Source organism: Burkholderia cepacia (assembly GCF_001718835.1).
In the GTDB taxonomy this organism is placed as follows: domain Bacteria; phylum Pseudomonadota; class Gammaproteobacteria; order Burkholderiales; family Burkholderiaceae; genus Burkholderia; species Burkholderia cepacia_F.
In genome coordinates this window covers 1,308,749-1,332,545 of record NZ_CP013443.1, presented here as the reverse complement: position 1 = coordinate 1,332,545, position 23,797 = coordinate 1,308,749, and the positions used below count along the sequence as shown (strand labels likewise).

General features: G+C 66.3%; 21 protein-coding genes, 1 pseudogene and 1 riboswitch. Of the genes and pseudogenes, 13 read left to right on the top strand and 9 right to left on the bottom strand.

Going from position 1 to position 23,797, the window contains the following annotated elements; all coding sequences use genetic code 11:
• Nucleotides 1–54: 54 nt before the first annotated feature.
• Nucleotides 55–1,623, bottom strand: a complete 1,569-nt coding sequence (locus WT26_RS09530; protein WP_069270668.1) for a methyl-accepting chemotaxis protein — start codon at nt 1,621–1,623, stop codon at nt 55–57.
• 275 nt (nt 1,624–1,898) lie between these two features.
• Between WT26_RS09530 and WT26_RS09525 the strand changes: the two genes are divergently transcribed.
• Both WT26_RS09525 and WT26_RS09520 read left to right on the top strand, forming a co-directional pair.
• Entirely contained in the window at nt 1,899–3,434 is a 1,536-nt protein-coding gene (locus WT26_RS09525) for a catalase (RefSeq protein ID WP_069272717.1), read from the top strand.
• Nucleotides 3,435–3,531: 97 nt separating this feature from the next.
• A complete protein-coding gene (locus tag WT26_RS09520) occupies nt 3,532–4,173 on the top strand; it encodes an ankyrin repeat domain-containing protein (RefSeq protein ID WP_069273722.1) in 642 nt (213 codons plus the stop codon).
• Between the two features lie 358 nt (nt 4,174–4,531).
• Here the strand turns inward: WT26_RS09520 and WT26_RS09515 are convergent, their stop codons facing one another.
• The 4 genes from WT26_RS09515 to WT26_RS37235 form a co-directional block, all read right to left on the bottom strand.
• A complete protein-coding gene (locus WT26_RS09515) occupies nt 4,532–4,774 on the bottom strand; it encodes a hypothetical protein (RefSeq protein ID WP_080405967.1) in 243 nt (80 codons plus the stop codon).
• 341 nt (nt 4,775–5,115) lie between these two features.
• A complete protein-coding gene (locus WT26_RS09510; RefSeq protein WP_059647270.1) occupies nt 5,116–5,580 on the bottom strand; it encodes a hypothetical protein in 465 nt (154 codons plus the stop codon).
• 217 nt (nt 5,581–5,797) lie between these two features.
• A complete protein-coding gene (locus WT26_RS09505; RefSeq protein ID WP_059911556.1) occupies nt 5,798–6,643 on the bottom strand; it encodes a M48 family metallopeptidase in 846 nt (281 codons plus the stop codon).
• A 74-nt stretch (nt 6,644–6,717) separates the two neighbouring features.
• Complete coding sequence (locus WT26_RS37235) at nt 6,718–6,891, bottom strand: hypothetical protein (protein ID WP_155123089.1); 174 nt, start codon at nt 6,889–6,891, stop codon at nt 6,718–6,720.
• An 860-nt stretch (nt 6,892–7,751) separates the two neighbouring features.
• Here WT26_RS37235 and WT26_RS09500 point away from each other — a divergent pair.
• The 7 genes from WT26_RS09500 to WT26_RS09470 all read left to right on the top strand — a co-directional run bounded on the left by WT26_RS09500 (nt 7,752) and on the right by WT26_RS09470 (nt 14,976).
• Nucleotides 7,752–8,780 carry a substrate-binding domain-containing protein gene (locus WT26_RS09500; RefSeq protein ID WP_069272716.1) on the top strand — a complete coding sequence of 343 codons (1,029 nt, stop codon included), beginning with the start codon at nt 7,752–7,754 and terminating at the stop codon, nt 8,778–8,780.
• A 71-nt stretch (nt 8,781–8,851) separates the two neighbouring features.
• Entirely contained in the window at nt 8,852–9,889 is a 1,038-nt protein-coding gene (locus WT26_RS09495) for an ABC transporter substrate-binding protein (RefSeq protein WP_069272715.1), read from the top strand.
• Between the two features lie 18 nt (nt 9,890–9,907).
• On the top strand, nt 9,908–10,732 hold the full coding sequence (locus WT26_RS09490; RefSeq protein ID WP_069272714.1) for an ABC transporter permease: 825 nt from the start codon (nt 9,908–9,910) through the stop codon (nt 10,730–10,732).
• Nucleotides 10,733–10,742: 10 nt separating this feature from the next.
• Entirely contained in the window at nt 10,743–11,633 is an 891-nt protein-coding gene (locus WT26_RS09485; protein WP_059900240.1) for an ABC transporter permease, read from the top strand.
• A gap of 22 nt (nt 11,634–11,655) precedes the next feature.
• Nucleotides 11,656–12,687, top strand: coding sequence for an ABC transporter ATP-binding protein (locus WT26_RS09480; protein WP_069272713.1), 1,032 nt, complete (start codon nt 11,656–11,658; stop codon nt 12,685–12,687).
• A 41-nt stretch (nt 12,688–12,728) separates the two neighbouring features.
• A complete protein-coding gene (locus WT26_RS09475) occupies nt 12,729–13,553 on the top strand; it encodes a phosphodiesterase (protein ID WP_069272712.1) in 825 nt (274 codons plus the stop codon).
• 220 nt (nt 13,554–13,773) lie between these two features.
• The gene (locus WT26_RS09470; protein WP_069272711.1) at nt 13,774–14,976 is read left to right on the top strand and encodes an MFS transporter; all 1,203 of its coding nucleotides are present in this window, start codon (nt 13,774–13,776) and stop codon (nt 14,974–14,976) included.
• Between the two features lie 22 nt (nt 14,977–14,998).
• Here the strand turns inward: WT26_RS09470 and WT26_RS09465 are convergent, their stop codons facing one another.
• Entirely contained in the window at nt 14,999–16,162 is a 1,164-nt protein-coding gene (locus WT26_RS09465; protein WP_069272710.1) for an EamA family transporter, read from the bottom strand.
• A gap of 513 nt (nt 16,163–16,675) precedes the next feature.
• On the opposite strand from WT26_RS09465, the gene WT26_RS09460 reads away from it, so the two are divergent.
• From WT26_RS09460 to WT26_RS09450, 3 genes are all read left to right on the top strand, one after another.
• Nucleotides 16,676–17,029: a type II toxin-antitoxin system RelE/ParE family toxin gene (locus WT26_RS09460; RefSeq protein ID WP_069272709.1), complete on the top strand. Its 354-nt coding sequence runs from the start codon at nt 16,676–16,678 to the stop codon at nt 17,027–17,029.
• On the top strand, nt 17,026–17,307 hold the full coding sequence (locus WT26_RS09455) for a helix-turn-helix domain-containing protein (RefSeq protein WP_069272708.1): 282 nt from the start codon (nt 17,026–17,028) through the stop codon (nt 17,305–17,307). Before WT26_RS09460 ends, WT26_RS09455 begins: the two co-directional genes overlap by 4 nt.
• A 293-nt stretch (nt 17,308–17,600) precedes the next feature.
• Complete coding sequence (locus WT26_RS09450; RefSeq protein ID WP_069272707.1) at nt 17,601–19,322, top strand: methyl-accepting chemotaxis protein; 1,722 nt, start codon at nt 17,601–17,603, stop codon at nt 19,320–19,322.
• A 44-nt stretch (nt 19,323–19,366) separates the two neighbouring features.
• On the opposite strand, the gene WT26_RS09445 is transcribed toward WT26_RS09450, so the two are convergent.
• The 3 genes from WT26_RS09445 to WT26_RS09435 all read right to left on the bottom strand — a co-directional run bounded on the left by WT26_RS09445 (nt 19,367) and on the right by WT26_RS09435 (nt 21,187).
• Nucleotides 19,367–20,155, bottom strand: coding sequence for a molybdopterin-dependent oxidoreductase (locus WT26_RS09445; protein WP_069272706.1), 789 nt, complete (start codon nt 20,153–20,155; stop codon nt 19,367–19,369).
• Nucleotides 20,156–20,182: 27 nt separating this feature from the next.
• Nucleotides 20,183–20,815 (bottom strand): cytochrome b/b6 domain-containing protein, encoded by a 633-nt coding sequence (locus WT26_RS09440; RefSeq protein ID WP_069272705.1) that lies wholly within the window; start codon nt 20,813–20,815, stop codon nt 20,183–20,185.
• A gap of 105 nt (nt 20,816–20,920) precedes the next feature.
• Nucleotides 20,921–21,187 (bottom strand): pentapeptide MXKDX repeat protein, encoded by a 267-nt coding sequence (locus WT26_RS09435; RefSeq protein WP_069272704.1) that lies wholly within the window; start codon nt 21,185–21,187, stop codon nt 20,921–20,923.
• A gap of 257 nt (nt 21,188–21,444) precedes the next feature.
• Nucleotides 21,445–21,561: riboswitch (TPP riboswitch) on the top strand.
• Nucleotides 21,562–21,686: 125 nt separating this feature from the next.
• Between WT26_RS09435 and thiC the strand changes: the two are divergent.
• Nucleotides 21,687–23,620: pseudogene (thiC, locus tag WT26_RS09430) on the top strand (phosphomethylpyrimidine synthase ThiC).
• Nucleotides 23,621–23,797: the final 177 nt, after the last annotated feature.

Below are 23,797 nucleotides of genomic sequence, written 5' to 3'. Positions count from 1 at the left end.
CGCCGGCACGCATCGAGTCGCTCAGCCTGCCCCATTCGTCGACGACGGTCGCCGTCAGCCGGCGGGCACGGCGTCATCGACGCGGAACAGCGACACGGCCGCGTACAGGCGCTCGCTTTGCGTTTCGAGCGACGCGGCCGCCGTCGACGCCGACTCGACGAGCGCGGCATTGTGATGGGTCGTCGCCTCCATCTGCGTGACGCTCGCGTTCACCAGTTCGATGCCGGTCGTCTGCTCGCGCGACGCGAGACTGATGTCGGCCATGATCGCGTTCACGCTGGCCACCGCTTTCAGGATCTCGTCCATCGTCGTGCCGGCGCGCACGACCAGTTCGCTTCCGTCGTGGACATTGCGGGTCGACGCGGCGATCAGCTCCTTGATTTCCTTCGCCGCGGCGGCCGAGCGCTGCGCGAGCAGCCGCACTTCGCTCGCGACCACCGCGAAGCCCCTGCCCTCCTCGCCCGCGCGGGCGGCTTCCACCGCCGCATTCAGCGCCAGGATGTTGGTCTGGAACGCGATGCTCTCGATCACGCCGACGATGCCGACGACGCGCATCGAGCTGTCGGCGATCGCGTCCATCGTCCGGATAACCTGACGCACGACGTCGCCGCCGCGCGTCGCGATGTCCGACGCGCGCGTCGCCAGCGTGGTCGCATCGTGCGCGTTGTCCGCGTTCTGGCGCACGGTCGCCGTCAGTTGCTCGATGCTCGCGGCGGCCTGCTGCAACGACTCGGCCTGATCGCCGGCGCGCATCGACAGGTCGCGGTTGCCGTGCGCGATCGCGCGCGCATCGAGCCTGATCGCGTCGGTTCCGGTCCTGACCTGACGCACCACCGCCACGAGTCCCTGCCGCATCTCGTTCAGCGCATCGAGCAGGCGATCCATCTCGTTGCCGCCCCCGGCCGCGGCCCGCCCGGTGAGATCGCCCGCCGCGATCTTCGCGAACGACGCGACGGCGGCATCGATCGGCGTCACGATCGCCCGCGTCAGCGCGCGATGGGCGAAGATGCCCGCGACCAGCGCGATCAGCCCGGCCGCGCCGAACGCCCACAGCGTCATGTGAAACCGATCGGCCGCGTGCTCGAAACGCGCGCGCTGGCGCTGCACCTGGAATTCCTCGAGCGCGGTCAGGGCCTGCTGATACTCGTCGAACCACGCGGCCGGCATCTCGCGCTGGGTGCTCAGGAAATCGACGAGGTTCTCGTTGTCGAGCTGCCCGAGGCCTTTCGCGAACGCCTGCGACAACAGCCGGTCGCGCTTGCCGGCCAGCGCATCGAGCAGCTCGCGCTCCGGCGCGTCCGGCTCGTGAAGCGACCGGTATGCCGCCAGCTCGCGGTTGCTCGCGTCGAGCAGCGCGTGGAGCCGCTTGATCTCGGCGGCGGCCGGCTTGCCCGCGCTGATCAGCTGCTCGACGTCGGCCATGCCCACCCGGAACATCAGCAAGCGCTCGGAGCTCGTCTTCAGGTGCACGACGGCGGCCGTGTCGTCGCGGTACATCGCGTCGATCGCCGCGTTGCTGGTGACGAGCGCCAGCACGGCTGCCGCAATGACCGACATCAGCAGGAACGTGCAGCCGGCAATGGTGGCGGCGAGTCCGCCGCGAATCGTGACGTTTCTGAACATGTTCGCCAATCAGGCTCGCGCGCGGCATCGGCGCGCGCGAAGCGTCTCAAGAGGAATCGGAACAGACTCGATGACCGGTCGTGCCAAGGCACGCCGTCAACAGGGCTATCGGTCGTCTGGTCGCGTGCCTGCATTGCGGATGCGACGCCGTTCTGCCCGATTGCGACTTTTGCCTATCGCGTCCTTAACGAGATTCAATTGGCGAATCGTCTGACGAACCTTTTACATTGGCGGCGTTGCTTCGCAACCCACCCCAGTCAAGGAACATCAACGACATGTCACACACCGCGAACCGGCTTCTGCATGGCGTGATCGCCGCGACCTGCGTCGCGCTGAGCGCCTCCCCGTACGCCGCCGAACTGACGCGCGACAACGGCTCGCCCGTCGGCGACAACCAGAATTCGCAGACAGCCGGGCCGAACGGCCCGGTGCTCCTGCAAGACTCGCATCTCATCGAAAAACTCCAGCGCTTCGATCGCGAACGCATCCCCGAGCGTGTCGTGCATGCCCGCGGCACCGGCGCGTTCGGCGAATTCGTGCCGAGCGCCGACATCAGCGACCTGACGACGGCCAAGGTCTTCACGCCCGGCACGAAGACGCCCGTGTTCGTTCGCTTCTCGACGGTGATGGGTTATCGCGGCTCGCCCGAGCAGGCACGCGATCCGCGCGGTTTCGCCGTGAAGTTCTACACCGAACAAGGCAACTGGGATCTGGTCGGAATCAACCTGCCGATCTTCTTCATCCGCGACGCGATCAAGTTCCCCGACTTCGTTCATGCGAACAAGCCCAGCGCCGTCACCGGCGTGCAGGACGCGAACCTCGCGTTCGATTTCTTCGCGCACGCGCCCGAAGCAACCAGCATGCTGACCCGGCTGTACTCGATCGAAGGCATGCCCGATTCGTACCGGCACATGGACGGCTACGGCGTGCACGCATTCAAGTTCGTCAACGCCGACGGCAAGTACACGTACGTGAAGTTCCACTGGAAGAGCGCACAAGGGATGCACGGGCTGCGTCCGAAGGACATTCCCGGTTCGATCGGCGCCGACTGGAACCTGATGACGAACGATCTGTATGGCGCACTGAAGGCCGGCGACGCGCCGAAGTGGGACCTCTACATTCAGGTGTTGAAGCCGTCCGAACTCGACGCGTTCGACTTCAACCCGCTCGACGATACGAAGGTGTGGGCCGGTGTTGCGGAGCGCAAGATCGGCACGCTGACGCTGAACCGTGTGCCGGACAACTACTTCGAGTCGACCGAAGAATCCGCCTTTGCACCGTCGCGGATGGTGCCGGGCATCGAGCCGTCGGAAGACCGGATGCTGCAGGGCCGGATGTTCTCGTACGCCGATACGCAGATGTACCGCCTCGGCGCGAACTTCAACCAGCTGCCGATCAACCGTCCGCGCGTGCCCGTCACGAACAACAACCAGGACGGCGCGATGAACTTCGGCGACCGCAAGGGTGAAGTGAACTACGAGCCGTCGACGCTGAACGAACTCGCGCAGAACCCGCGTGACAAGTCGGTCCAGACGCCGCTTGCCGGCACGACGCAACAAGCCGCGATCCGCAAGACGCTGAACTTCCGGCAAGCGGGCGAGTATTACCGCATGCTGCCCGCGCAAGCGCGGCAGGACCTCGTGACCGCGTTGTCTGGTGACCTGAACCACGTGACGAACGACGCGAACAAGTACGCGATGCTGTCGTACTTCTACAAGGCCGATGCGGACTACGGGACGCGCCTGGCGCGCGCCACGCACGCCGACCCGGCCCGCGTGAAATCGCTCGCCGACAAACTCGTCGAGAACTGATCGACTGATCGACGTGAAGCAGCGAGGGCCGCAATGCGGCCTTCGCTTTCCAATCCGTCCGATCGCGCCGCGTGGCGACACGCGGCGCCGACTGCTGATGAAGAATCGACTCCGAACCGCCCTCTCCCGCGCGCTCGCGATCGCGTGCACCGCCGTGCTCGCCGCGTGCGCGCAGACCGCGCCGCCCGCGGCCGTGCCGCACCCCGACGCGCACGCCGACCTGCGCCGCTACGACGACGCATGGTTCGCCGCCGCACGCCTCGGCCGCGTCGACATCCTGCAGGCGCTCGTCGACGCGCGCTATCCGATCGACGCGACGACACGCGAAGGCTATACGGCGGTCATCCTCGCCGCCTATCGCGACCAGCCGCAGACGCTCGACTACCTGCTGCGCAACGGCGCGAACCCGTGTATCGGCGATCGTCACGGCAACACGGCCCTGATGGGCGCGCTGTTCAAGGGCGAGACCGCGATCGCGAAGCGGCTGGCCGATACGCGCTGCCCGATCGACCAGACCAATCACGCCGGCGAAACGGCGCTGTCGTTCGCCGCGCTGTTCGGCCGCCTCGACATGCTGCCGGTGCTCGTCGCACACGGCGCGAACCCGGATCACGTCGACGCGCTCGGCCGCACCGCGCTGCAGAACGCGATCCTGCAAGGCAACGATGCCGCGGTTGCCGCACTGGAAAAGGTTGGCGCGACACCGAACGCCGACGTGACGTTGCGGATGCGGCCTTGATGGCCGGCGCATGCGTGCTGCGCCCGCCGCGCGATCGTGCGGGGGCTTTTACGCGTTGAATCCTGTGGCGAGCGTCTACCGCTTCATCGTTTCACTGCCCTTGAACTCCCCCGATGGGCGTGTGTCCATCGGCACCAGTCGTGGTGATCCAGATTCCTGAGCAATTCCGCGCGACGATGCGCGCGGCGATAGTGGTTCGCCGCGGCACTCGCCACGAGAGCCAGCACGAACGTTCCGACCACAATCCCGACCCATGATCCGTCCATGGTTGCCTCCGTCATTGCGTCCAATCCAGGCGACGATCGACGCTCACCTCCTCGAATAACCGAAGCCGGCCTTGCCGAACTGCCCGCTTCGCCTAGCGAATTCGCGAGACCGCGTTCAGGACTGCGTGCCCCTCGGCGGTCACCTGAATCCGCCGAATATTCGAATCCATCGGATCGATGGCGATCAGTTGACGCTCCAGTAGCGTCAGAAGCTCCTCACGGTCGGAGCCGATCTGGTCCGGCGCATTCCTGACCATCAACAATGTGGTGATTTCGTGCGGACTTAGCATGGTGAGCACAGGATCCTTGCATTGAAACAGCCTGGACATTTGCATTTGCGCTGACGCATCGCACTCCTACGTTTCCGTGTTTGCAGCAATACGACAAATCGCAACATCCACACACCGCCGCCCAGATCGACGCCATCCGCGCAAATCGGGCAGATTCCGACTATCTCTCACGGAAACTCAATGCAGGCGCGGAATAAATATTCTATCTCGCGAGTAATGAATATGGTGCGTCGCGTCCTAGGTAGATGCCCTGAACTGAAAACGTTACCGGCGGCGTCGATTGAGCAGATAGATGAAACGACGTGATGATCTGGCGGTCTGCTCAAAAGCAGAAGCGCGGGATGGCCTCATCGGCCGGCGGGTCGCCGGGAACGTGCGGGGAAAGCCTAATGACGCCCCACCGCACCATCCAACGAAATGCAGAAATCCCCGATGACGCGACTCGGTCCATTTCCGGCGGTATTCTGGGCAAAATCGAACGAGTCGAGCAGGATGGCTTCGACCATCGCCGCGGCCAGTCGATCTGTCTCGATGTACTCGACGTGAACGCCATCCAGGCTCTTTGCGCCCTTGGGGAAGCCATGCTCCAACGTGACGCCGGATAACAGCTCACGGATTTTGCCTTTTTCGAACGACACGTGCTCGTTCAATCGCTGGCCGATCGATCGGGTGGTACATCCGACGTATGTCGGCACCATCTCGCCGCCGGAATTGAGCCGGAGCCAAAGCGTATATGCGCCGGCCCCCTTGATTTCGGGAATGTCATCGGCGTCCATGACGGTACAACTTCTTGAACCGAGCGCCTTGAGGATGAACAGGAGTTCCTTTGAAGCTTCTTCTGCAGCGGTCATGATTGCCTCCGTTGGTGTGAGCACCAAGGCTAAGGCACGGCCGCGATCCGATGAATGAGGCAGACGTCCGCTTCCCGTTACGGGAAGAACGTTTGAACGGTGAAACGCCACAAAAACAAAAAACCCGCGAGACGTCGACCGTTCGCGGGTTTCATGCACGCTTCAACAAGTCGTCAACAAGCTCGGTCGAGGCTTTCTCGAGCTCAAACGCCTGCAACTACTGCTGAATTGCGGGTTTTTCCAAATTGAAGGTCGGCTCTCCATCGCCCACGTCACCCGCATATCTTGACCACGCATCGATTGCCGAAACACGTCGCGTCAGACGCGGATGAGTCCTGCAAATCTCGACAAGAAATCCGGAAATCGGAGGTACGCTGTCCTCTTGCGCAGCGAACACCTCGCAATTCATGGATTCATTCAGCCTTTGACACCCGCATCCAAGCATTTGCAACGCACTTCGGGATGCATGGGCATCTTTCGACAGGTACGCCCCGATGCTGTCGCAGGTGTACTCTCTCGCCCGCGAGTACGCCTTGCCCAAAAATGGAACGATGTGCGCCGGGAGTTTGACGAAATTCATCCATGGGTTCAGATGCCCGGCTGCATGATGCCCAATTTCGTGCCCGATCACGAAACGCACCTGGGCATCGTTATTTGCCTGGACGAGCGCCGATGTCAGAAAGACATAGCGACCACCCAAGATACGTCGGGCAAATGCATTGAACAACCCATTTGAGTTGTATATGAACGTTTTCGGCGGCTCACTGAGACCAACCTCCTTCGCTGCGGCCACCACCATCGCATGGATCTGAGGAAACTGGGACGGGCCAAGCAGCACCATGTTTCCAAATGCGATCGCGCGGTACATCACCCCGGCAATCCAACGGAACGCTATAAACGCGACAGCGTATCCAACGTACATATGAATCGTCCCGCCGAATTTCGGGTGCTCCCAGTAGTCCCCCACCAATTTCGCAATCACCACCCAGAGAACGACTCCAATTACAACCATGAGCCAGTGATACACACGCTCCTTTTTGTTTTGAAGCTCTCTAACGTTCATGAACCCGCCCCCCTTTTTTTGACGTTTCGTTTTCAGACTTTATTGATGCTCGATTTTCAGCCGCACACACATGCTCATATATCAGTGTTGATGATCGGCGGCATCAACGTGTGCCGCGCGTCGGTTTTCGACTGCACGAGCGATTGCGCCTCTTCGGGAATTTCCGCGGCGTAAAGACAACTTGCACGCATAAAGACAACACCCCACGCCAACAGATGCAGGGCGTCCGTTATTCTACTCGGCTTCATCGCTCATCTCCTTTAGAGACGGTTTCATAAAGATTGCCGAGTCCGCCGCAAGGTGTTCCAGCAGATCAAGCAGCGCGTGTAGCTCGCGCAAGATTGCGATCGCTTGCCTCGAGATGCGGCACCCGATGCCCAGTCCTCGTTTTCGTGACGAGATACCGCCATTCGCCCTTGTCGACGTCGGGATGCAATGCGCACCAACGAAACGCCATGAAACGAAAAACCCCGCCAGGACAAGGTTCTGAGCGGGGTTCTGAGATTGCACGAGATGCAGCGAGATAAATCTGTGGTGCCGGGGACCGGACTCGAACCGGCAAGCCAGTTAAGGCGGCGGATTTTCGTCACACTGCTTCTTTCAAAGCCGGCGTCGCGGACGCGATGCCGTTCGTGCGCTGGACTATGCCTTCACCGTCGCGCGCGGGCGTGCCTGCTGCCCGTGCGCCTTAGGCGCCCCCCGTCTAGTCTCTACACCTTCCTCGCGGATGCCGCGAGGCTTGGCTCGGCGTTGCCTCGATGCGTGCATCAGGGGTTTCGCCGAATTTGAAGGGTTCTGCACCGACCGTTTCCGGCCGGGCACTCAATCGTTTAAGTCCGCTATGTTTACCAATTTCATCACCCCGGCAAGAGGGCGGACGCGATTCTACCACTGCTCGCGCGCGCGGTCCGCATTTGACCCCGTCGAGTGCATCCGCTCCAGCGCGAACAACGCCATCCGCCGATACAATACGTGCGCTGCCCCACGCCGCATCCTTCACACGATTGCGCACGCGCGCCCGCCGATTCGCCCCCAATCATGCGTCATCGGACGGTCATAAACGTTTTCGATAATTTTCCGGCCGAAAACGTTTACATCGCGTTATTTCATGACCTCGACCATCAAGGATGTCGCTGCCCTCGCGGGCTTCTCGATCGCCACCGTCTCGCGCGCGATCAACGCACCGCATACCGTCAGCCCCGCCACGCTGCAGACCATCCGCACCGCGATCGACACGCTGCAATTCCGCCCGAGCCCGCTCGGCCGGCAACTGCGCGGCGAGCGCACGCGGCTCGTCGGCGTCGTCGTGCCGACGCTGTCAAATCCCGTGTTCGCCGACTGCCTGCAAGGCATCGACGCGCTCGCGACCGCGGCCGGCTTCAAGCTGATCCTGATGACGACCGAATACGATGCGGCGCGCGAGCGTCACGCGATCGAGACGCTGCGCGAGCAGCGCGTCGAAGGGCTGATCCTCACCGTCGCCGACGCGGACACGCACCCGCTGCTCGACATGCTCGACCACGAAGGCCCGCACTACGTGCTGATGCACAACGACACGCAGCGCCGCCCGTCGGTGTCGGTCGACAACCGCAGCGCCGCCTATGACGGCGTGCGGCTGCTGACCGCGCGCGGCCACCGCCGCGTGCTGATGCTGGCCGGCTCGCTCGCCGCGTCGGATCGCGCACGCCAGCGCCATCTCGGCTATGCGCAGGCACTCGAGGAAAGCGGCGTTGCCACGCTGCCGCCGGTCGAAGTCGACTTCAACGCGCCCGAGCTGCCCGACGCGGTGCTCGCGCATCTCACCGCACATGCGACGCGCCCGACCGCCCTCTTCTGCAGCAACGACCTGCTCGCGATGGTCGTGATGCGCGGCCTGCGCCGTGCGGGCTTCTCGATCCCCGACGACCTGTCGGTGCTCGGCTTCGACGGGATCGCGATCGGCGAATTGCTCGCGCCGCCGCTCGCGAGCGTCGCGACGCCGAACCGCGACATCGGCCGCCACGCATGGCAACGCCTCGTCGAATGCATCGGCGGCACGGCAATCGATCGTACGTCGCTGATCCTGCCGCACGTGGTGCGCGACGGCGCGACGGTCGCGACGATCACGCCGGCCGACCTGCGCGCACGCGAAGCCTGATTGCACTGACCGCACCGACCACACGACACGCGCCCCCGCCGCGCCCCACCCGCTCACCCGGAGACCACACCGTGACATTTCGACTGACGTCCCTGCTGCGCGCGCTGATCAAACCGCTTGCGCCGCTCGCCTGCGCCGCGCTCATCGCCGGCGCGCCCGCCGCCCACGCCGACGAAACGGCGATCTGCTACAACTGCCCGCCCGAATGGGCCGACTGGGCCGCGCAGATCGCGGCGATCAAGCAGAAGACCGGCATCCGCGTGCCGTTCGACAACAAGAACTCGGGCCAGTCGATCGCGCAGCTGATCGCCGAGCAGAAGAGCCCGGTCGCCGACGTCGTCTACCTCGGCGTGTCGTCGGCGTTCCAGGCGAAGGACAAGGGCGTGATCGCGCCGTACAAGCCCGCGCACTGGAACGACATTCCCGCGAACCTGAAGGACCCGCAAGGCTACTGGTTCGCGATCCACTCGGGCACGCTCGGCTTCTTCGTGAACAAGGACGCGCTCGACGGCAAGCCGGTGCCGCGCTCGTGGGCCGACCTGCTGAAGCCGGAATACAAGGGCATGGTCGGCTATCTCGATCCGTCGAGTGCGTTCGTCGGCTACGCGGGCGCAGTCGCCGTCAACCAGGCGCTCGGCGGCAGCCTCGACAACTTCAAGCCGGCGCTCGACTGGTTCAGGAAGCTGAAGGCGAACGCGCCGATCGTACCGAAGCAGACCGCGTACGCGCGCGTGCTGTCGGGCGAGATCCCGATCCTGCTCGACTACGACTTCGACGCATACCGCGCGAAGTACAAGGATCACGCGAACGTCGAGTTCGTGATTCCGCAGGAAGGCACGATCGCGGTGCCGTACGTGATGAGTCTCGTGAAGGGCGCACCGCACGACGCGAACGGCAGGAAGGTGCTCGATTTCGTGCTGTCCGACGAAGGCCAGAAGCTGTGGGCGAACGCCTATCTGCGCCCGGTGCGCGCGCAGGCGATGAGCGCCGACGTCGCGTCGAAGTTCCTGCCGGCGAGCGACTATGCGCGCGCGAAGGCCGTCGACTTCGGCAAGATGGCCGCCGGCCAGCAGGCATTCGGCCAGCAGTACCTGCAGGTGATGCAGTAAAGCGGCAGGACGCAACCGATGCTCGACCTGACTTTCCCGCTGCGCTGGCGCGTCGCGCTCGTCGCGCCGGCGCTGGCGGTGTTCGCCGCGTTCTGGCTGCTGCCGATGGCGTCGCTCGCGCAGGTGTCGGCCAACGGCGCGTTCTTCACGCAATACGCGGCGCTGCTCGGCAACGCGCGCTACATGAGGAGTCTCGGCGAGACGGTCGCGCTGTCGGCGGCCGTCACGCTCGCGACGCTCGCGCTGTCGACGATCGTAGGCCTCTTGCTCGCGCGCCGCGAGTTCGCCGGCAAGCGCGTGCTGCTCGCGCTGCTCACCTTCCCGCTCGCGTTTCCGGGCGTCGTGGTCGGCTTCATGGTGATCATGCTCGCCGGCCGGCAGGGGCTGATCGGCATGCTGTCCGCGAAGCTCACCGGCGACAAGTGGGTGTTCGCGTACTCGGTCGCCGGCCTGTTCGTCGGCTACCTGTACTTCTCGATTCCGCGCGTGATCGTCACCGTGATCGCCGCGGCGTCGAAGCTCGATCCGTCGCTCGAGGAAGCGGCGCGCTCGCTCGGCGCGTCGCCGTGGCGCATCCTGTGCGACATCGTGCTGCCGGCGCTCGCGCCGGGCCTGATCGCGGCCGGCGCGATCTGCTTCGCGACCGCGATGGGCGCGTTCGGCACGGCGTTCACGCTCGCCACCGACCTGAACGTGCTGCCGATGACGATCTATACCGAGTTCACGCTGAACGCGAACATCGCGACGGCGGCCGGCCTGTCGATCGTGCTCGGCGTCGTCACGTGGGCCGTGCTCGCGCTCGCGCGCCAGTTCACCGGCCACACCGCGGCCGCGGCCGCCTGAGGTCCATTCGATGCATTCGCTTTCCGATTCCTCCGCACCGTCGCCCGCCCCCACCCGCGCGAACGGCGCCGCGCGGCGCGCGCCGCGCGTGTCCGGCGCACGCGCGATCGCCGCGCTGCAATGGCTCGTCACGCTGCTGCTGGGCGCATTCCTGATCGTCCCCGTCGTGATGTCGGTGCTCGCGGGGCTGACCGTGAACTACTTCCGCGGCCTGTCGAGCGGCCTCACGCTGCGCTGGCTCGAACAGGTGTGGCAGCAGTATCACGGGTCGGTCGTGCTGTCGCTCGTCGTCGCGTTCGCGACGCTCGCGATCGTGCTCGCCGTCGGCGTGCCGGCCGGCTACGCGCTCGCGCGCAGCAAGGGCCGCTTCGCGCGCGTGATCGAGGAAGCGCTCGTGCTGCCGGTCGCGCTGCCGGGGCTCGCGTCCGCGCTCGCGCTGCTCGTCGTCTACGGCGGCTTCACCGCGTTCCGGATGAGCCTGTGGTTCATCGTCGCCGGCCACGTCGTGTTCACGCTGCCATTCATGGTGCGCGCGGTCGCGGCCGTCGCGGCGGGCGCCGACCTGCGCACGCTCGAGGAAGGCGCGGCGAGTCTCGGCGCGTCGTTCGTCACGCGCTTCGTCACGATCGTGCTGCCGAACCTGCGGCCCGGCATCGTCGCGGGCGCGCTCGCGGTGCTCACGCTGTCGATCGGCGAGTTCAACCTCACGTGGATGCTGCACACGCCCGATACCAAGACGCTGCCGGTCGGGCTCGCCGACACCTACGCGTCGCTGCGCCTCGAAATCGGCAGCGCGTACACGATCCTGTTCCTGCTGATGACGCTGCCGCTCCTCGTCGCGATGCAGTGGCTCGGCGTCGATCCGTCCGGCACGCGCGCGGTCAAGCGCGCGAAACGTTGAACCGGCTGAACCCGTGGCCCATATGAAACTCGATTCGATCCCGATCACCCTGACCCGCTGCGCGAAGACCTTCCGCGGCACCCGCGTGCTCGAGCCGCTCGACCTGTCGATCGGCGCGGGCGAGACGCTCGTCCTGCTCGGGCCCTCCGGTTGCGGCAAGACCACGACGCTGCGCCTGATCGCCGGCCTCGACACGCCGGACGCGGGCGGCGCGATCCTGTTCGGCGGCGACGACGTCACCCGGCTGCCGATCGAGCGCCGCCAGGTCGGCATGGTGTTCCAGAACTACGCGCTGTTTCCGAACCTGACGGTGCGCGGCAACGTCGGCTACGGACTCAGGATTCGCAAGACCGAGCCGCGCGTGCTGCGCGAGCGCGTCGACGACCTGCTCGCGATGATGCGGCTCGACGCGCACGCGGAGAAGCCGGTCGACCAGCTGTCGGGCGGCCAGCGCCAGCGCGTCGCGCTGGCCCGCGCGCTGGCAGTGCGGCCGCGCGTGCTGCTGCTCGACGAGCCGCTGACCGCGCTCGATGCGAAGCTGCGCGACGCGCTGCGCCGCGAGATGAACGCGCTGCTGCGCGAGCTGGGCGTGACGACCGTCTACGTGACGCACGACCAGGCCGAAGCGATGGAGCTCGGCGACCGGATCGTCGTGATGGGCGCGGGCCGCATCGAGCAGATCGGCACGCCGCGCGACATCTACTACCGGCCCGCGAACCGCGCGGTCGCGCAGTTCATCGGCACGCTGAACCGTATTGCGGGAGAATGGAAAAATGGTGCGCTCGTGACCACGGGCGGCGCGCTCGCCACGCCGCACGCGGCCGACGAATGGTTCTTCCGCCCCGAGGATGCGCAACTCGCCGATCCCGCGCATGCGCCGCTGCGCGGCGCGGTCGGCGCATGCGCGTTCCTCGGCGAGCGCACGCGGCTCACGATCGAGCACGCGGCCCCCGATGCCCTCGTGATCGACGTGCCGGGCCGCATCGAGCTTGCGCGCGGCACGGCCGTCGGCATCGCGATCGCGGCCGACGGGCTGATCGCGCTAGGCGCGTGACGCACCCCACTTACGACAAAAACACGATCCGAGGAACGACGATGCTGCTTGCTCAAATCAGCGATCTCCACATCAAGCGTCCGGGCCAGCTCGCGTACCGGCGCGTCGACACGGCGGCCGCGCTCGCGCGCTGCATCGACAGACTGAACGCGCTCGTGCCGCGCCCCGACGCCGTGCTCGTCACCGGCGACCTCGTCGATTTCGGCCGCGACGACGAATACGCGCAGTTGCGCGACCTGCTCGCACCGCTCGAGATTCCGTACTACCTGATGATCGGCAATCACGACGACCGCGCCGGGCTGCGCCGCGCGTTTGCCGATCGCGCCGAGCTGCAGGAGGGCGAATTCGTGCAGTACGCGTTCGACGTCGGCGCGGTGCGCGTGCTCGCGCTCGATTCGCAGGTGCCCGGTGCAAGCCACGGCGACCTGTGCGACGCCCGGCTCGCATGGCTCGCCGCGCAGCTCGACGCCGCGCGCGACCGGCCCGTGATCGTCGCGCTGCATCACCCGCCGTTCTCGGCGGGGATCGGCCACATGGACAAGCTGCGCCTCGCGCCCGCCGCCGCCGCGAAACTCGACGCGCTGCTGCGCGCGCATCCGAACGTCGAGCGCGTACTGTGCGGCCACGTGCATCGCACGATGTTCACGCGCTTCGGCGGCACGCTCGCGGCCGCGGTGCCGTCGCCCGCGCATCAGGTCGCCTTCGACCTGCGGACCGACGCGCCGTCCGCATTCCGGCTCGAGCCGCCGGCGTTCGCCGTGCATCGCCATACGCCGGATGCCGGCGTGATCACGCATCACGTATATGTCGATGAAGGCGCCGGGCCTTATCCGTTCTACGAGCCGACGGGCGAGCTGGTCGACTGAGCACGGCCGCGGCAGCCGTTCGGGTGCCGCGGCAACCCCGACCGCCGCTCGCACTCCACCCGCTCCGCCCTGCCGACGCGCGCTCGGCCGCGCAAAGCCGCGGCCGGCACGTTTCGCACGGCTCCGGTATCATCGGCTGCCCCGACCGATGCCCGGCGCGCGCCGGCGCCAGCCGCCGCGCCCGCGCGGGTCACGTCATACCCGAGCGCCCCGTATCGCCATGTCTTCCGTAGCCCCCGACCATCCGACCGACGCCGCCTCGCCCCACTATTCGCGCAGCCTGCTGTTGCTGCTCGCGACGATCGCGGGCGTATCCGTCGCGAACATCTACTACAACCAGCCGCTGCTCGACAGCTTCCGCTCCGCGTTTCCCGACGGCGCTTCGTGGATCGGCGCGGTGCCGACCGCGACGCAGCTCGGCTATGCGGCCGGCATGTTCCTGCTCGCGCCGCTCGGCGACCGCTTCGACCGCCGCCGGCTGATCCTGATGCAGATCGCCGGCCTGTCGGTCGCGCTGATCGTCGCGGCCGCCGCGCCGTCGCTGGCCGTGCTTGCCGTCGCGAGCCTCGCGATCGGCATCCTCGCGACGATCGCGCAACAGGCCGTGCCGTTCGCCGCCGAGATCGCGCCGCCGGCCGAACGCGGGCACGCGGTCGGCACCGTGATGAGCGGCCTGCTGCTCGGGATCCTGCTCGCGCGCACCGCCGCCGGTTTCGTCGCCGAATATTTCGGCTGGCGCGCGGTGTTCGCCGCGTCGGTCGCGGCGCTCGTCGCGCTCGCCGCCGTGATCGTGCTGCGGCTGCCGCGCAGTTCGCCGACGTCGACGCTGTCGTACGGCAAGCTGCTCGGCTCGATGTGGCATCTGGCGGTCGAACTGCGCGGGCTGCGCGAAGCGTCCCTGACGGGCGCCGCGCTGTTCGCGGCATTCAGCGCGTTCTGGCCCGTGCTCACGCTGCTGCTCGCCGGCGCGCCGTTCCATCTCGGCCCGCAGGCAGCCGGCCTGTTCGGGATCGTCGGGGCGGCGGGCGCGCTCGCGGCGCCCTACGCGGGCCGCTTCGCGGACAAGCGCGGCCCGCGCGCGATCATCTCGCTCGCGATCGCGCTGCTCGCGCTGTCGTTCGTGATCTTCGCGCTGTCGGGCTCGAGCCTCGTCGGGCTCGTGATCGGCGTGATCGTGCTGGACGTCGGCGTGCAGGCCGCGCAGATCTCGAACCAGTCGCGCATCTATGCGCTGAAGCCCGAGGCGCGCAGCCGCGTGAACACGGTGTACATGGTGTGCTATTTCATCGGCGGCGCGCTCGGCTCGTCGGCCGGTGTGGCCGCATGGCACGCGTTCGGCTGGATCGGCCTGTGCGCGACCGGGCTGGTGTTCACCGCGCTGGCCGGCGCGAGCCATCATCGGGGCGGCAAGCGCGGCGGCTAAGCCGCAGCCGCGCGTGTCGCCGTCATGCGTCGGCCGCCGGGGCGCCGGGCACCGGCTTGATGCTCGACGCGGGCGCTGACGCATAGGTCGCCGCCGGCGTCGGCTCGGGTGCGGACGCCGGCATCGTCGGCTGCGTCGGTGCAGGCGCTGAAGTCGACGTCGTTACAGGCGCCGGCGCCGTGGCGGGCTCTGGTGCGGATGCGGTGGACGCGGTCACGGGCGTCGAGACGCTCGCCGACGCCGTCTGCGACACGCGCCGCCGCGCCGGATCGAACACGAACGACAACCCGACGCTGCCGAGGATCGCGACGGTCGCGACCACGGTCGCCATCGTCACCGGCTCGCCCAGCAGCAGCGCACCGAGCGCGACCGCGACGATCGGGTTCACGTACATGCAGCTGCTCGCGATGATCGGGCTCGTGTGGCGGATCAGGTAGCCGTACGCAACGTACGCGGCCATCGTGCAGAACACCATCAGGTACAGGAACGCGAACACCGGCCCCACCATCACGTGCTCGATGCGCTCGCCGATCAGCCAGGCGACGAGCGTCGAAATCATGCCGCCCAGGCCGATCTGCAGCGACGTGGACAGGAACAGGTCGGACGGCAGCTTGAGCCGCGTCGCGAGATGCGCGCCGCCGGCCCAGAACAGCGCGCCGGCCAGCACGCAGATCGTGCCGAGCGCCGAATTCTGCGCGGCCGCACCGCCCGAATTCAGCACGACGATGCCGACCATCCCGAGCGCGACGGCCGCCCACTCGCCCTTTGTGACCGGCCGCCCGGCGACCGCCGCGATCACGGTCGCGAACAGCGGCACCGTGGCCACCATCACCGCGGCCGAGCCGCTGCTGACCGAACTGATCCCGAGCGCGATCGTGCCGGACGACAGCGCGACGAGCATCGTGCCGACGATCCCCGCATTGCGGATTTCGAGCGGCGTCGGCCATTCGGGCTTGCGCCGCAGCGCGAAGATGAACAGGCCGATCCCGCCGAGCAGGTTGCGCAGCCCCGACAGCAGCAGCGGCGGGAACGACTGCAGCGCGAAATGCAGGCCGCTGTAGGTCGAACCCCAGACGAAATAGATGAAGACGAGCGCCAGCGCGACGCGGCCGCCGCGGCTTTGCGGCAGGCGGATCCGGAAGGAGAAACGGGCGAGGAAATCGAGGAGACGGTCGAGCGGCGTCATTGCGCAGCCTGCCCGCACGTCGCGCCGCGTGCTCCGCTGAAAGACGCCGGCGATGCCGGCAAACGGCCCTGGCGGGACCGGGAAGGCAGAGCGAACGTGCGGAACGACATGACGATGCGAACGGCGACGAAGTAAGCCGGCGGGGCCGGCGGCAGAGGGACAGAAAACGCGCGCCACCGCAGCGGTAGCGCATGCTCGGCATTATGGCATCAAGGATTCGAAAGCATCGTCGGACCTGTCTGAAAGGCAATCGACTGACGTTTCGGCGCGACAGTTTTTTCGGTCGCGACGCACCGTCGTCCGGCGCCCCTGCGGCCGGAATCGCCACGTCCGGCGGCCGGATGCGGGCGTCGAACCCGCCCCTCTCCCCTTCGGCCAACAACGCACTTTATCGACTGCGCCGAGGCTATCGTCACGATGCGGTGCGCTCGCGCGTCGCACGCACGCCGATGCTGCTTCAGGACGGAGCGGCATTCATCCGACTCGTTCCACGCTTTCAATCAATACAAAATTTTGTATAATCCACTCATGCCTGCTCCCAGGCCCGTCGTCTTTCTCGGCAGCGCCCTCGACGACTTGCGTGCCTTTCCATTGGCCGCGCGACGCGAAGCCGGCCACCAGATCGACCAGGTGCAGCGCGGCCTGGCGCCGGACGACTGGAAGCCGATGACCACGGTGGGCCGCGGCGCGCGCGAGATTCGCCTGCGCGATGCGAGCGGTGCATTCCGGATCATTTACGTCGCGACCTTCGCCGACGCCGTCTATGTGCTTCACTGCTTCCAGAAGAAAACGGAGCGAACCCGCCACGCAGACGTGGCATTGGCCACCCGGCGTTACCGCGACATGTTGATGGAGTTGAAGCGATGACCAAGCAACACTTTTCCAGCGTCTGGGACGCGATCGAGGACACCCCGGCCGAAGCCGAGAACATGAAGCTGCGCTCCGAACTGATGATCGCACTCAAGCACCACATCACGCGGATGGAAATCAGCCAGGCACAGGCCGCGAAGCTGTTCGGCATCACACAGCCGCGCGTCTCCGACCTGCTGCGCGGCAAGATCAACCTGTTCGGGCTCGACGCGCTCGTCAACATGGCGGCGGCGGTCGGCCTGCGCGTCGAAATGCACGTGCGCGAATCGGCTTGACGCGCGGCGCGCGCGTTCCGGGTCGACAGCTTACTCGATCGAATGTGCGCCAAGACATGACATTACACATTCGAAAGTAATTTCGACAGTCTTTGAAAGGCTGTTGACTGACGTTTGCTCACGGCATCGAATATTTGATCCTGTTGGTTCACTTTTCCTAATGAACCGATTCGCGTTGCCGTATACCCGACCATCAATCCCGCCCACATGTTGAGATTTCAGCTCAATAACCTGACGAATGCGTCGATGCGGGCTCGGGAAGCAACAGGTTTTTCTCACATGGGTAGCTGGGTATGAACAAGCTGACAGGCACCATCAAGCTCAAGATCGCGATCGCATTCGGCGCTTGCGTGATCGTGATGATCGCAATCGGACTAGGAGGAATACGGGGGCTCGCCACGCTGAGTTCCGACATGAGTGCGATGTACACCGACAGCACCGTGCCGATCGAGGACCTGGCGACCACCCAGGCGGGCGCGCTGCAGATGCGCCTCGGCTTGGCGCAGCTGGTCACGACGCGTGACGCGGCCGAGGTGAAGAACCTCGCCGACCGCATCCGCGAGCGCGAGAAAAAGATGCTGGCCGCGTGGAACGACTACTACCCGGCGAAGGTGACGGCCGCCGACGAGCGCAAGCTCGCGGACCGCATCGCCGGGCAACTCGGCGATTTCCGCGCGCTCGCGTCGACCATACTCGGCGCGGCAGAATCGGGCAACGCCGACGCAACGGCGGCGGCGATCGACAAGATCCGCCCGCTCGGCACCGCGGTCACCGACAGCATCGACGAGGACATCGCGATCAACGCGAAGCAGGTCAAGGATTCGGCCGACCAGGGCAACGACACGTTCCACACGCTTCTGTGGGCGTTGCTCGGCATCGTCGCGATCGGCGTGGCTGCCGCGATCGGCGCATGGCAGTACCTGCAGCGCGCGATCACGCAACCGCTCGGCATCGCGATGAACACCGCGCAGCGCATCGCCGAAGGCCATCTCGAGAACGCGATCGAGATCCGCACGAACGACGAATTCGGCCGCCTGCTGGTCGCGCTGCGCCAGATGGACACGCATCTCGCGGAGATCGTGCGCGGGATCAAGGCGTCGAGCGAATCGATCTCGGTCGCGTCGAGCGAGATCGCGGCCGGCAACATGGACCTGTCGTCGCGCACCGAGGAACAGGCCGCGTCGCTGCAGGAAACCGCCGCGAGCATGGAAGAGCTGACGGCGACGGTCAAGCAGAACTCGGACAACGCGCGCCAGGCGACGACGCTCGCGACCAATGCGTCCGAGGTCGCCGACAACGGCAGCGAGGTCGTGCAGCGAATGCTCGTGACGATGACCGAAATCAGCGCGAGCTCGTCGAAGATCGCCGACATCACGGGGCTGATCGAAAGCATCGCATTCCAGACCAACATCCTCGCGCTGAACGCCGCGGTCGAGGCCGCGCGCGCCGGCGAACAGGGCCGCGGCTTCGCGGTCGTGGCGAGCGAGGTGCGCAGTCTCGCGCAACGCTCGTCGACGGCGGCAAAGGAAATCAAGGAACTGATCCAGCGCTCGGTCGAGACGGTCCGCGACGGCTCGGCGCAGGCGGAAGCGGTCGGCCGCACGATGGGCGACGTGCAGCAGGCGATTCGCCGCGTCGCCGACATCAACGCGGAGATCTCGGCCGCGTCCGACGAGCAGAGCCGCGGGATCGAGCAGGTCAACATCGCGGTCGGCCAGATGGACGAAGTCACGCAGCAGAACGCGGCACTCGTCGAACAGGCGTCCGCCGCCGCGCAATCGCTCGAACAGCAGGCCGGGCAGCAGAAGCGCGCGATAGCGGTGTTCAAGCTCGCCGACAGCGGCGCGGCCGCGCCGGCCGCGGCACTCAAGGCGCACGCTCCCGCACCGCGCGCAGCGGCTGCGCGTCCGGTCGCGCGGCGCGTCGCCGCCCGTCCGGCGCCGGCACCCGCGGCTTCGTCAGCCGCACCGGCGCTTGCCACGGCAGGCGGCGCGGACGACTGGGAAACCTTCTGACCGGCGCACGTGGCGCGCGGCACACGCCGTGCGCCGCGCGGCGCTTACGACCCGCCGAACCAGTTGTACCCCTGATCGACCCAGTAGCCGCCCGGATACGTATCGGTCACGAAGATCTCCATGATGTGCTTCGGGTTCTTGTAGCCGAGCTTGGTCGGCATCCGCAGCTTCATCGGGAAGCCGAATTCCGGCGGCAGCCGGCGGCCGTCGTAGTCGAACGCGAGCAGCGTCTGCGGATGCAGCGCGGTCGGCATGTCGATGCTCTCGTAGTAATCGTCCGCGCACTTGAAGCCCACGTACTTCGCCCTTGTATCGGCGCCGGCCCGTGCGAGAAACGCGCCGAACGGCGTGCCGCCCCAGCGGCCGATCGCGCTCCACCCTTCCACGCAGATATGTCGCGTGATCTGCTCCGCGTGCGGCAGCGCATACAGTTCGTCGAGCGTCCACACGCGCTTGCCCGTCACGCGTCCTGACAGCACGAGCCGGTACGTCGACGCATCGACGTGCGGCACGTCGTCGATCCCGTAGTACGCGTTGAACGGGAACGGTCGCGTGATGTCGGCTTCGGTATAGGTCGGTGCGAGCCGTTCGCCGCTGAACAGCCAGGCCTGCACGCGGTCGTTCATGCGCGACACCGTCTCGAGGAACGTGTTGACCGACGCGTCGTCCTGCAACGTGCAGCCGGTCAGCATCGTCAGGCCGCCGAGCGTCAGGATGCGCCGGTTGAAGAGGCGCCGCGACGGCATCTCGAGCTCGCGGCGCACGTCGAGTTCGAGCGACTTCCGGTCGAGCGTCCAGCGCGCTCGCGCGCGCGTGTCTTCGGGTTCGGACATGATGATCTCCTTGGTCGCGCGGGCCGCTCAGCGACCGCGCAGCATCGCGAGCAGCGAGCGCGGCACCAGCAGCGCCATCGCGACGTGAACGACAACGAATGCGACGAGCAGCGACATCGCCCAGAAGTGCACGACACGCGCGTTGTCGTAGCCGCCGAACAATTCGCGCAGCAGCGGGAATTGCACGGATTTCCAGATCGTGAGCCCCGACAGCACCAGCACGACGAGATCGACGATCGCGGTCAGGTAAGCGGCACGCTGCACCGCGTTGTAGACGCTCAGGTCGTCGTGCGACAGCCGTCCGCCCAGCGCGGCGCGCACGTCGCGCCATATCGACGCCGGCGTGACCGGCAGCATCTTGCGCGCGAGGCGCCCCGTCGCGATCGACATCGCGAGGTAGAACAGCCCGTTGCCGACCAGCAGCCACATTGCCGCGAAATGCCATTGCAGCGCGCCGCCGAGCCAGCCGCCCAGCGTGATGCCGTGCGGAAACACGAACGGCGGATAGATCGGCGACGCGTCGTAGATGCGCCAGCCGGACAGCACCATCAGGATCGCCGCGAGCGCATTGAGCCAGTGGCTCGCGCGCACCCACAGCGGATGAATCGGGCGCGCGGGCGGCGTGGCGGTCGCGCGGCCGGTAGCGGGAGCGGTTTGCATGGTGAAGACTCCTCCAGTGGCGCGGCTGCCGCGCCGGCCGGGCGGCGCCCGCTGTCGCGAACGCATGACCGGGCGGGCGGCACGTGCCGCGCGCGAACCATCCCGTCAGTTGGACGGGCTCATCTTGTCGTCCTGCTTCGGCTTGCCCATCTGGTCGTGCGACATCGCGTCCTTCTTCATCGCATCTTTCTTCATCGCGTGCTTCTTCATGCCGTCCTTCTGCATCCCTTCGTCCTTCGACATCGCGTCGTGGCCCATCGCGTCCTTCGACATCGGCGCCTGGTCCTTCGACATCGCATCGTTCTGCGCATAAGCGCCCGTCACCGCGAACGCAAGGCCGGCGACGCAGGCTGCCATCAGTGCTTTTTTCATGACATCTCTCCAAAACATGGGTTTAAGGAGCCGAATAGACGGACGACGCGGCGCCATATGACAGGCCGTCGCGAAATTTTTTTTTGCGACGCGCGCAGCCGCGTGATGCTGCGCTGCGCTGTCGTGTCCGCGCGGCCGCCGCCCCCTTGCTCGGCGCGCGCCGTGCCGCCGCCACGCGCCGCGCGATGCTGCGGCCGTGCATCCGGCACGGATCTGTCCCCGGTTGAAACCGCCGCGAAGCCAGTGTATCGTGTGCGCTGCTAACGCGGGGGTCCTGCAATGCGCTCGGTCAAACAACCGGCATTGCGGGTGAGAAATACCCTTTGAACCTGATCTGGATAATGCCAGCGCAGGGAAGCGTACGGATTTCGCCGCCATCCTTCTGACGAAATCCGCCGCCTCACCAAGCCCTCGTCTCCTGCTTAGCTCGAGCCCCACATTCGTCAAGGGCTCCGGGCAAGCGCCGAAGCGCCTGTCCGGCGCTCGTACAGGAGATTGCATGAACGCCAATCCGAAGTTTCTGTCCGCCGACGCCCACGTCGACGCCGCCGCTGTCGCCCCGCTGCCCAATTCGCGCAAGGTTTATGTAACCGGCTCGCAGCCCGACATCCGCGTGCCGATGCGCGAAATCACGCAGGCCGATACGCCGACCGGCTTCGGCGGCGAAAAGAATCCGCCGATCTACGTGTACGACACGTCGGGCCCCTATACCGATCCGGACGCGAAGATCGACATCCGCGCGGGCCTGGCCGCGCTGCGCCAGGGCTGGATCGAGGCACGCGGCGACACCGAGGTGCTCGGCGCGGCCTGTCGAGCCAGTACGGCCTCGAGCGCGCGGCCGACCCGGCCACCGCCGACCTGCGGTTCCCGGGCCTGCACCGCAACCCGCGCCGCGCACAGGCCGGCAAGAACGTCACGCAGATGCACTACGCGCGCCAGGGCATCATCACGCCGGAAATGGAATACATCGCGATCCGCGAGAACCAGCGCCGCGCCGAGTACCTCGAGAGCCTGAAGGCGAGCGGCCCGAACGGCGCGAAGCTCGCGGCGATGATGGGCCGCCAGCACCCGGGCCAGGCGTTCGGCGCAGCGGCCTTCGGCGCGAACGCACCGGCCGAGATCACGCCGGAGTTCGTGCGCTCGGAAGTGGCGTGCGGCCGCGCGATCATTCCCGCGAACATCAACCACCCGGAATCCGAGCCGATGATCATCGGCCGCAACTTCCTCGTGAAGATCAACGCGAACATCGGCAACTCGGCCGTCACGTCGTCGATCGGCGAGGAAGTCGACAAGATGACGTGGGCGATCCGCTGGGGCGGCGACACGGTGATGGACCTGTCGACCGGCAAGCACATCCATGAAACGCGCGAGTGGATCATCCGCAACAGCCCGGTGCCGATCGGCACGGTGCCGATCTACCAGGCGCTGGAAAAGGTCAACGGCAAGGCCGAGGATCTCACCTGGGAAATCTTCCGCGACACGCTGATCGAGCAGGCCGAGCAAGGCGTCGACTACTTCACGATCCACGCGGGCGTGCGCCTGCAGTACGTGCCGCTCACCGCGAACCGGATGACGGGCATCGTGTCGCGCGGCGGCTCGATCATGGCGAAGTGGTGCCTCGCGCATCACAAGGAAAGCTTCCTGTACGAACACTTCGAAGAGATCTGCGAAATCATGAAGGCGTACGACGTGAGCTTCTCGCTCGGCGACGGCCTGCGCCCCGGCTCGATCTACGACGCGAACGACGAAGCGCAGCTCGGCGAGCTGAAGACGCTCGGCGAACTCACGCAGATCGCGTGGAAGCACGACGTGCAGGTGATGATCGAAGGCCCCGGCCACGTGCCGATGCAGCTGATCAAGGAGAACATGGATCTCCAGCTCGACTGGTGCAAGGAAGCGCCGTTCTACACGCTCGGGCCGCTGACCACCGACATCGCGCCGGGCTACGACCACATCACGTCCGGCATCGGTGCCGCGATGATCGGCTGGTTCGGCACCGCGATGCTGTGCTACGTGACGCCGAAGGAACACCTCGGGCTGCCGAACAAGGACGACGTGAAGGAAGGGATCATCACGTACAAGCTCGCCGCGCACGCGGCCGATCTGGCGAAGGGCCACCCGGGCGCGCAGGTGCGCGACAACGCGCTGTCGAAGGCGCGCTTCGAGTTCCGTTGGGAAGACCAGTTCAACATCGGTCTCGATCCGGACAAGGCCCGCGAATTCCACGACGAAACGCTGCCGAAGGATTCCGCGAAGGTCGCGCATTTCTGCTCGATGTGCGGCCCGCACTTCTGCTCGATGAAGATCACGCAGGACGTGCGCGAGTTCGCGGCGCAGCAGGGCGTGTCGGAAACCGAAGCGCTGAAGAAGGGGATGGAAGTCAAGGCGGTCGAGTTCGTCAAGACCGGCGCCGAGATCTATCACCGGCAATGAGCGTCCCAATGAGCGTCCAATAAGCGCCGGATCGCTCCGCGCTGCACGAGCCCGCTTTCGAGCGGGCTTTTTTGCGCACGTTGCGTACCCGCCGGCATCCGGGAAACAAATCATTACGAAAGCGCGAACGCTCTAACAAGTCCTTACAGCAGCCCCACGGGACGGCGCGTAGATTGG

Excerpts from the sequence above, each read along its gene's own strand:
- WT26_RS09510 (WP_059647270.1), bottom strand. The coding sequence starts at position 5,580 with ATGACCGCTGCAGAAGAAGCTTCAAAGGAACTCCTGTTCATCCTCAAG.
- WT26_RS37235 (WP_155123089.1), bottom strand. The coding sequence starts at position 6,891 with ATGAAGCCGAGTAGAATAACGGACGCCCTGCATCTGTTGGCGTGGGGT.
- WT26_RS09450 (WP_069272707.1), top strand. The coding sequence starts at position 17,601 with ATGAACAAGCTGACAGGCACCATCAAGCTCAAGATCGCGATCGCATTC.
- WT26_RS09485 (WP_059900240.1), top strand. The coding sequence starts at position 10,743 with ATGCATTCGCTTTCCGATTCCTCCGCACCGTCGCCCGCCCCCACCCGC.
- WT26_RS09435 (WP_069272704.1), bottom strand. The coding sequence starts at position 21,187 with ATGAAAAAAGCACTGATGGCAGCCTGCGTCGCCGGCCTTGCGTTCGCG.
- WT26_RS09445 (WP_069272706.1), bottom strand. The coding sequence starts at position 20,155 with ATGTCCGAACCCGAAGACACGCGCGCGCGAGCGCGCTGGACGCTCGAC.
- WT26_RS09525 (WP_069272717.1), top strand. The coding sequence starts at position 1,899 with ATGTCACACACCGCGAACCGGCTTCTGCATGGCGTGATCGCCGCGACC.
- WT26_RS09465 (WP_069272710.1), bottom strand. The coding sequence starts at position 16,162 with ATGACGCCGCTCGACCGTCTCCTCGATTTCCTCGCCCGTTTCTCCTTC.
- WT26_RS09500 (WP_069272716.1), top strand. The coding sequence starts at position 7,752 with ATGACCTCGACCATCAAGGATGTCGCTGCCCTCGCGGGCTTCTCGATC.
- WT26_RS09455 (WP_069272708.1), top strand. The coding sequence starts at position 17,026 with ATGACCAAGCAACACTTTTCCAGCGTCTGGGACGCGATCGAGGACACC.
- WT26_RS09530 (WP_069270668.1), bottom strand. The coding sequence starts at position 1,623 with ATGTTCAGAAACGTCACGATTCGCGGCGGACTCGCCGCCACCATTGCC.
- WT26_RS09480 (WP_069272713.1), top strand. The coding sequence starts at position 11,656 with ATGAAACTCGATTCGATCCCGATCACCCTGACCCGCTGCGCGAAGACC.
- WT26_RS09490 (WP_069272714.1), top strand. The coding sequence starts at position 9,908 with ATGCTCGACCTGACTTTCCCGCTGCGCTGGCGCGTCGCGCTCGTCGCG.
- WT26_RS09515 (WP_080405967.1), bottom strand. The coding sequence starts at position 4,774 with ATGCAAATGTCCAGGCTGTTTCAATGCAAGGATCCTGTGCTCACCATG.
- WT26_RS09470 (WP_069272711.1), top strand. The coding sequence starts at position 13,774 with ATGTCTTCCGTAGCCCCCGACCATCCGACCGACGCCGCCTCGCCCCAC.
- WT26_RS09440 (WP_069272705.1), bottom strand. The coding sequence starts at position 20,815 with ATGCAAACCGCTCCCGCTACCGGCCGCGCGACCGCCACGCCGCCCGCG.
- WT26_RS09505 (WP_059911556.1), bottom strand. The coding sequence starts at position 6,643 with ATGAACGTTAGAGAGCTTCAAAACAAAAAGGAGCGTGTGTATCACTGG.
- WT26_RS09520 (WP_069273722.1), top strand. The coding sequence starts at position 3,532 with ATGAAGAATCGACTCCGAACCGCCCTCTCCCGCGCGCTCGCGATCGCG.
- WT26_RS09475 (WP_069272712.1), top strand. The coding sequence starts at position 12,729 with ATGCTGCTTGCTCAAATCAGCGATCTCCACATCAAGCGTCCGGGCCAG.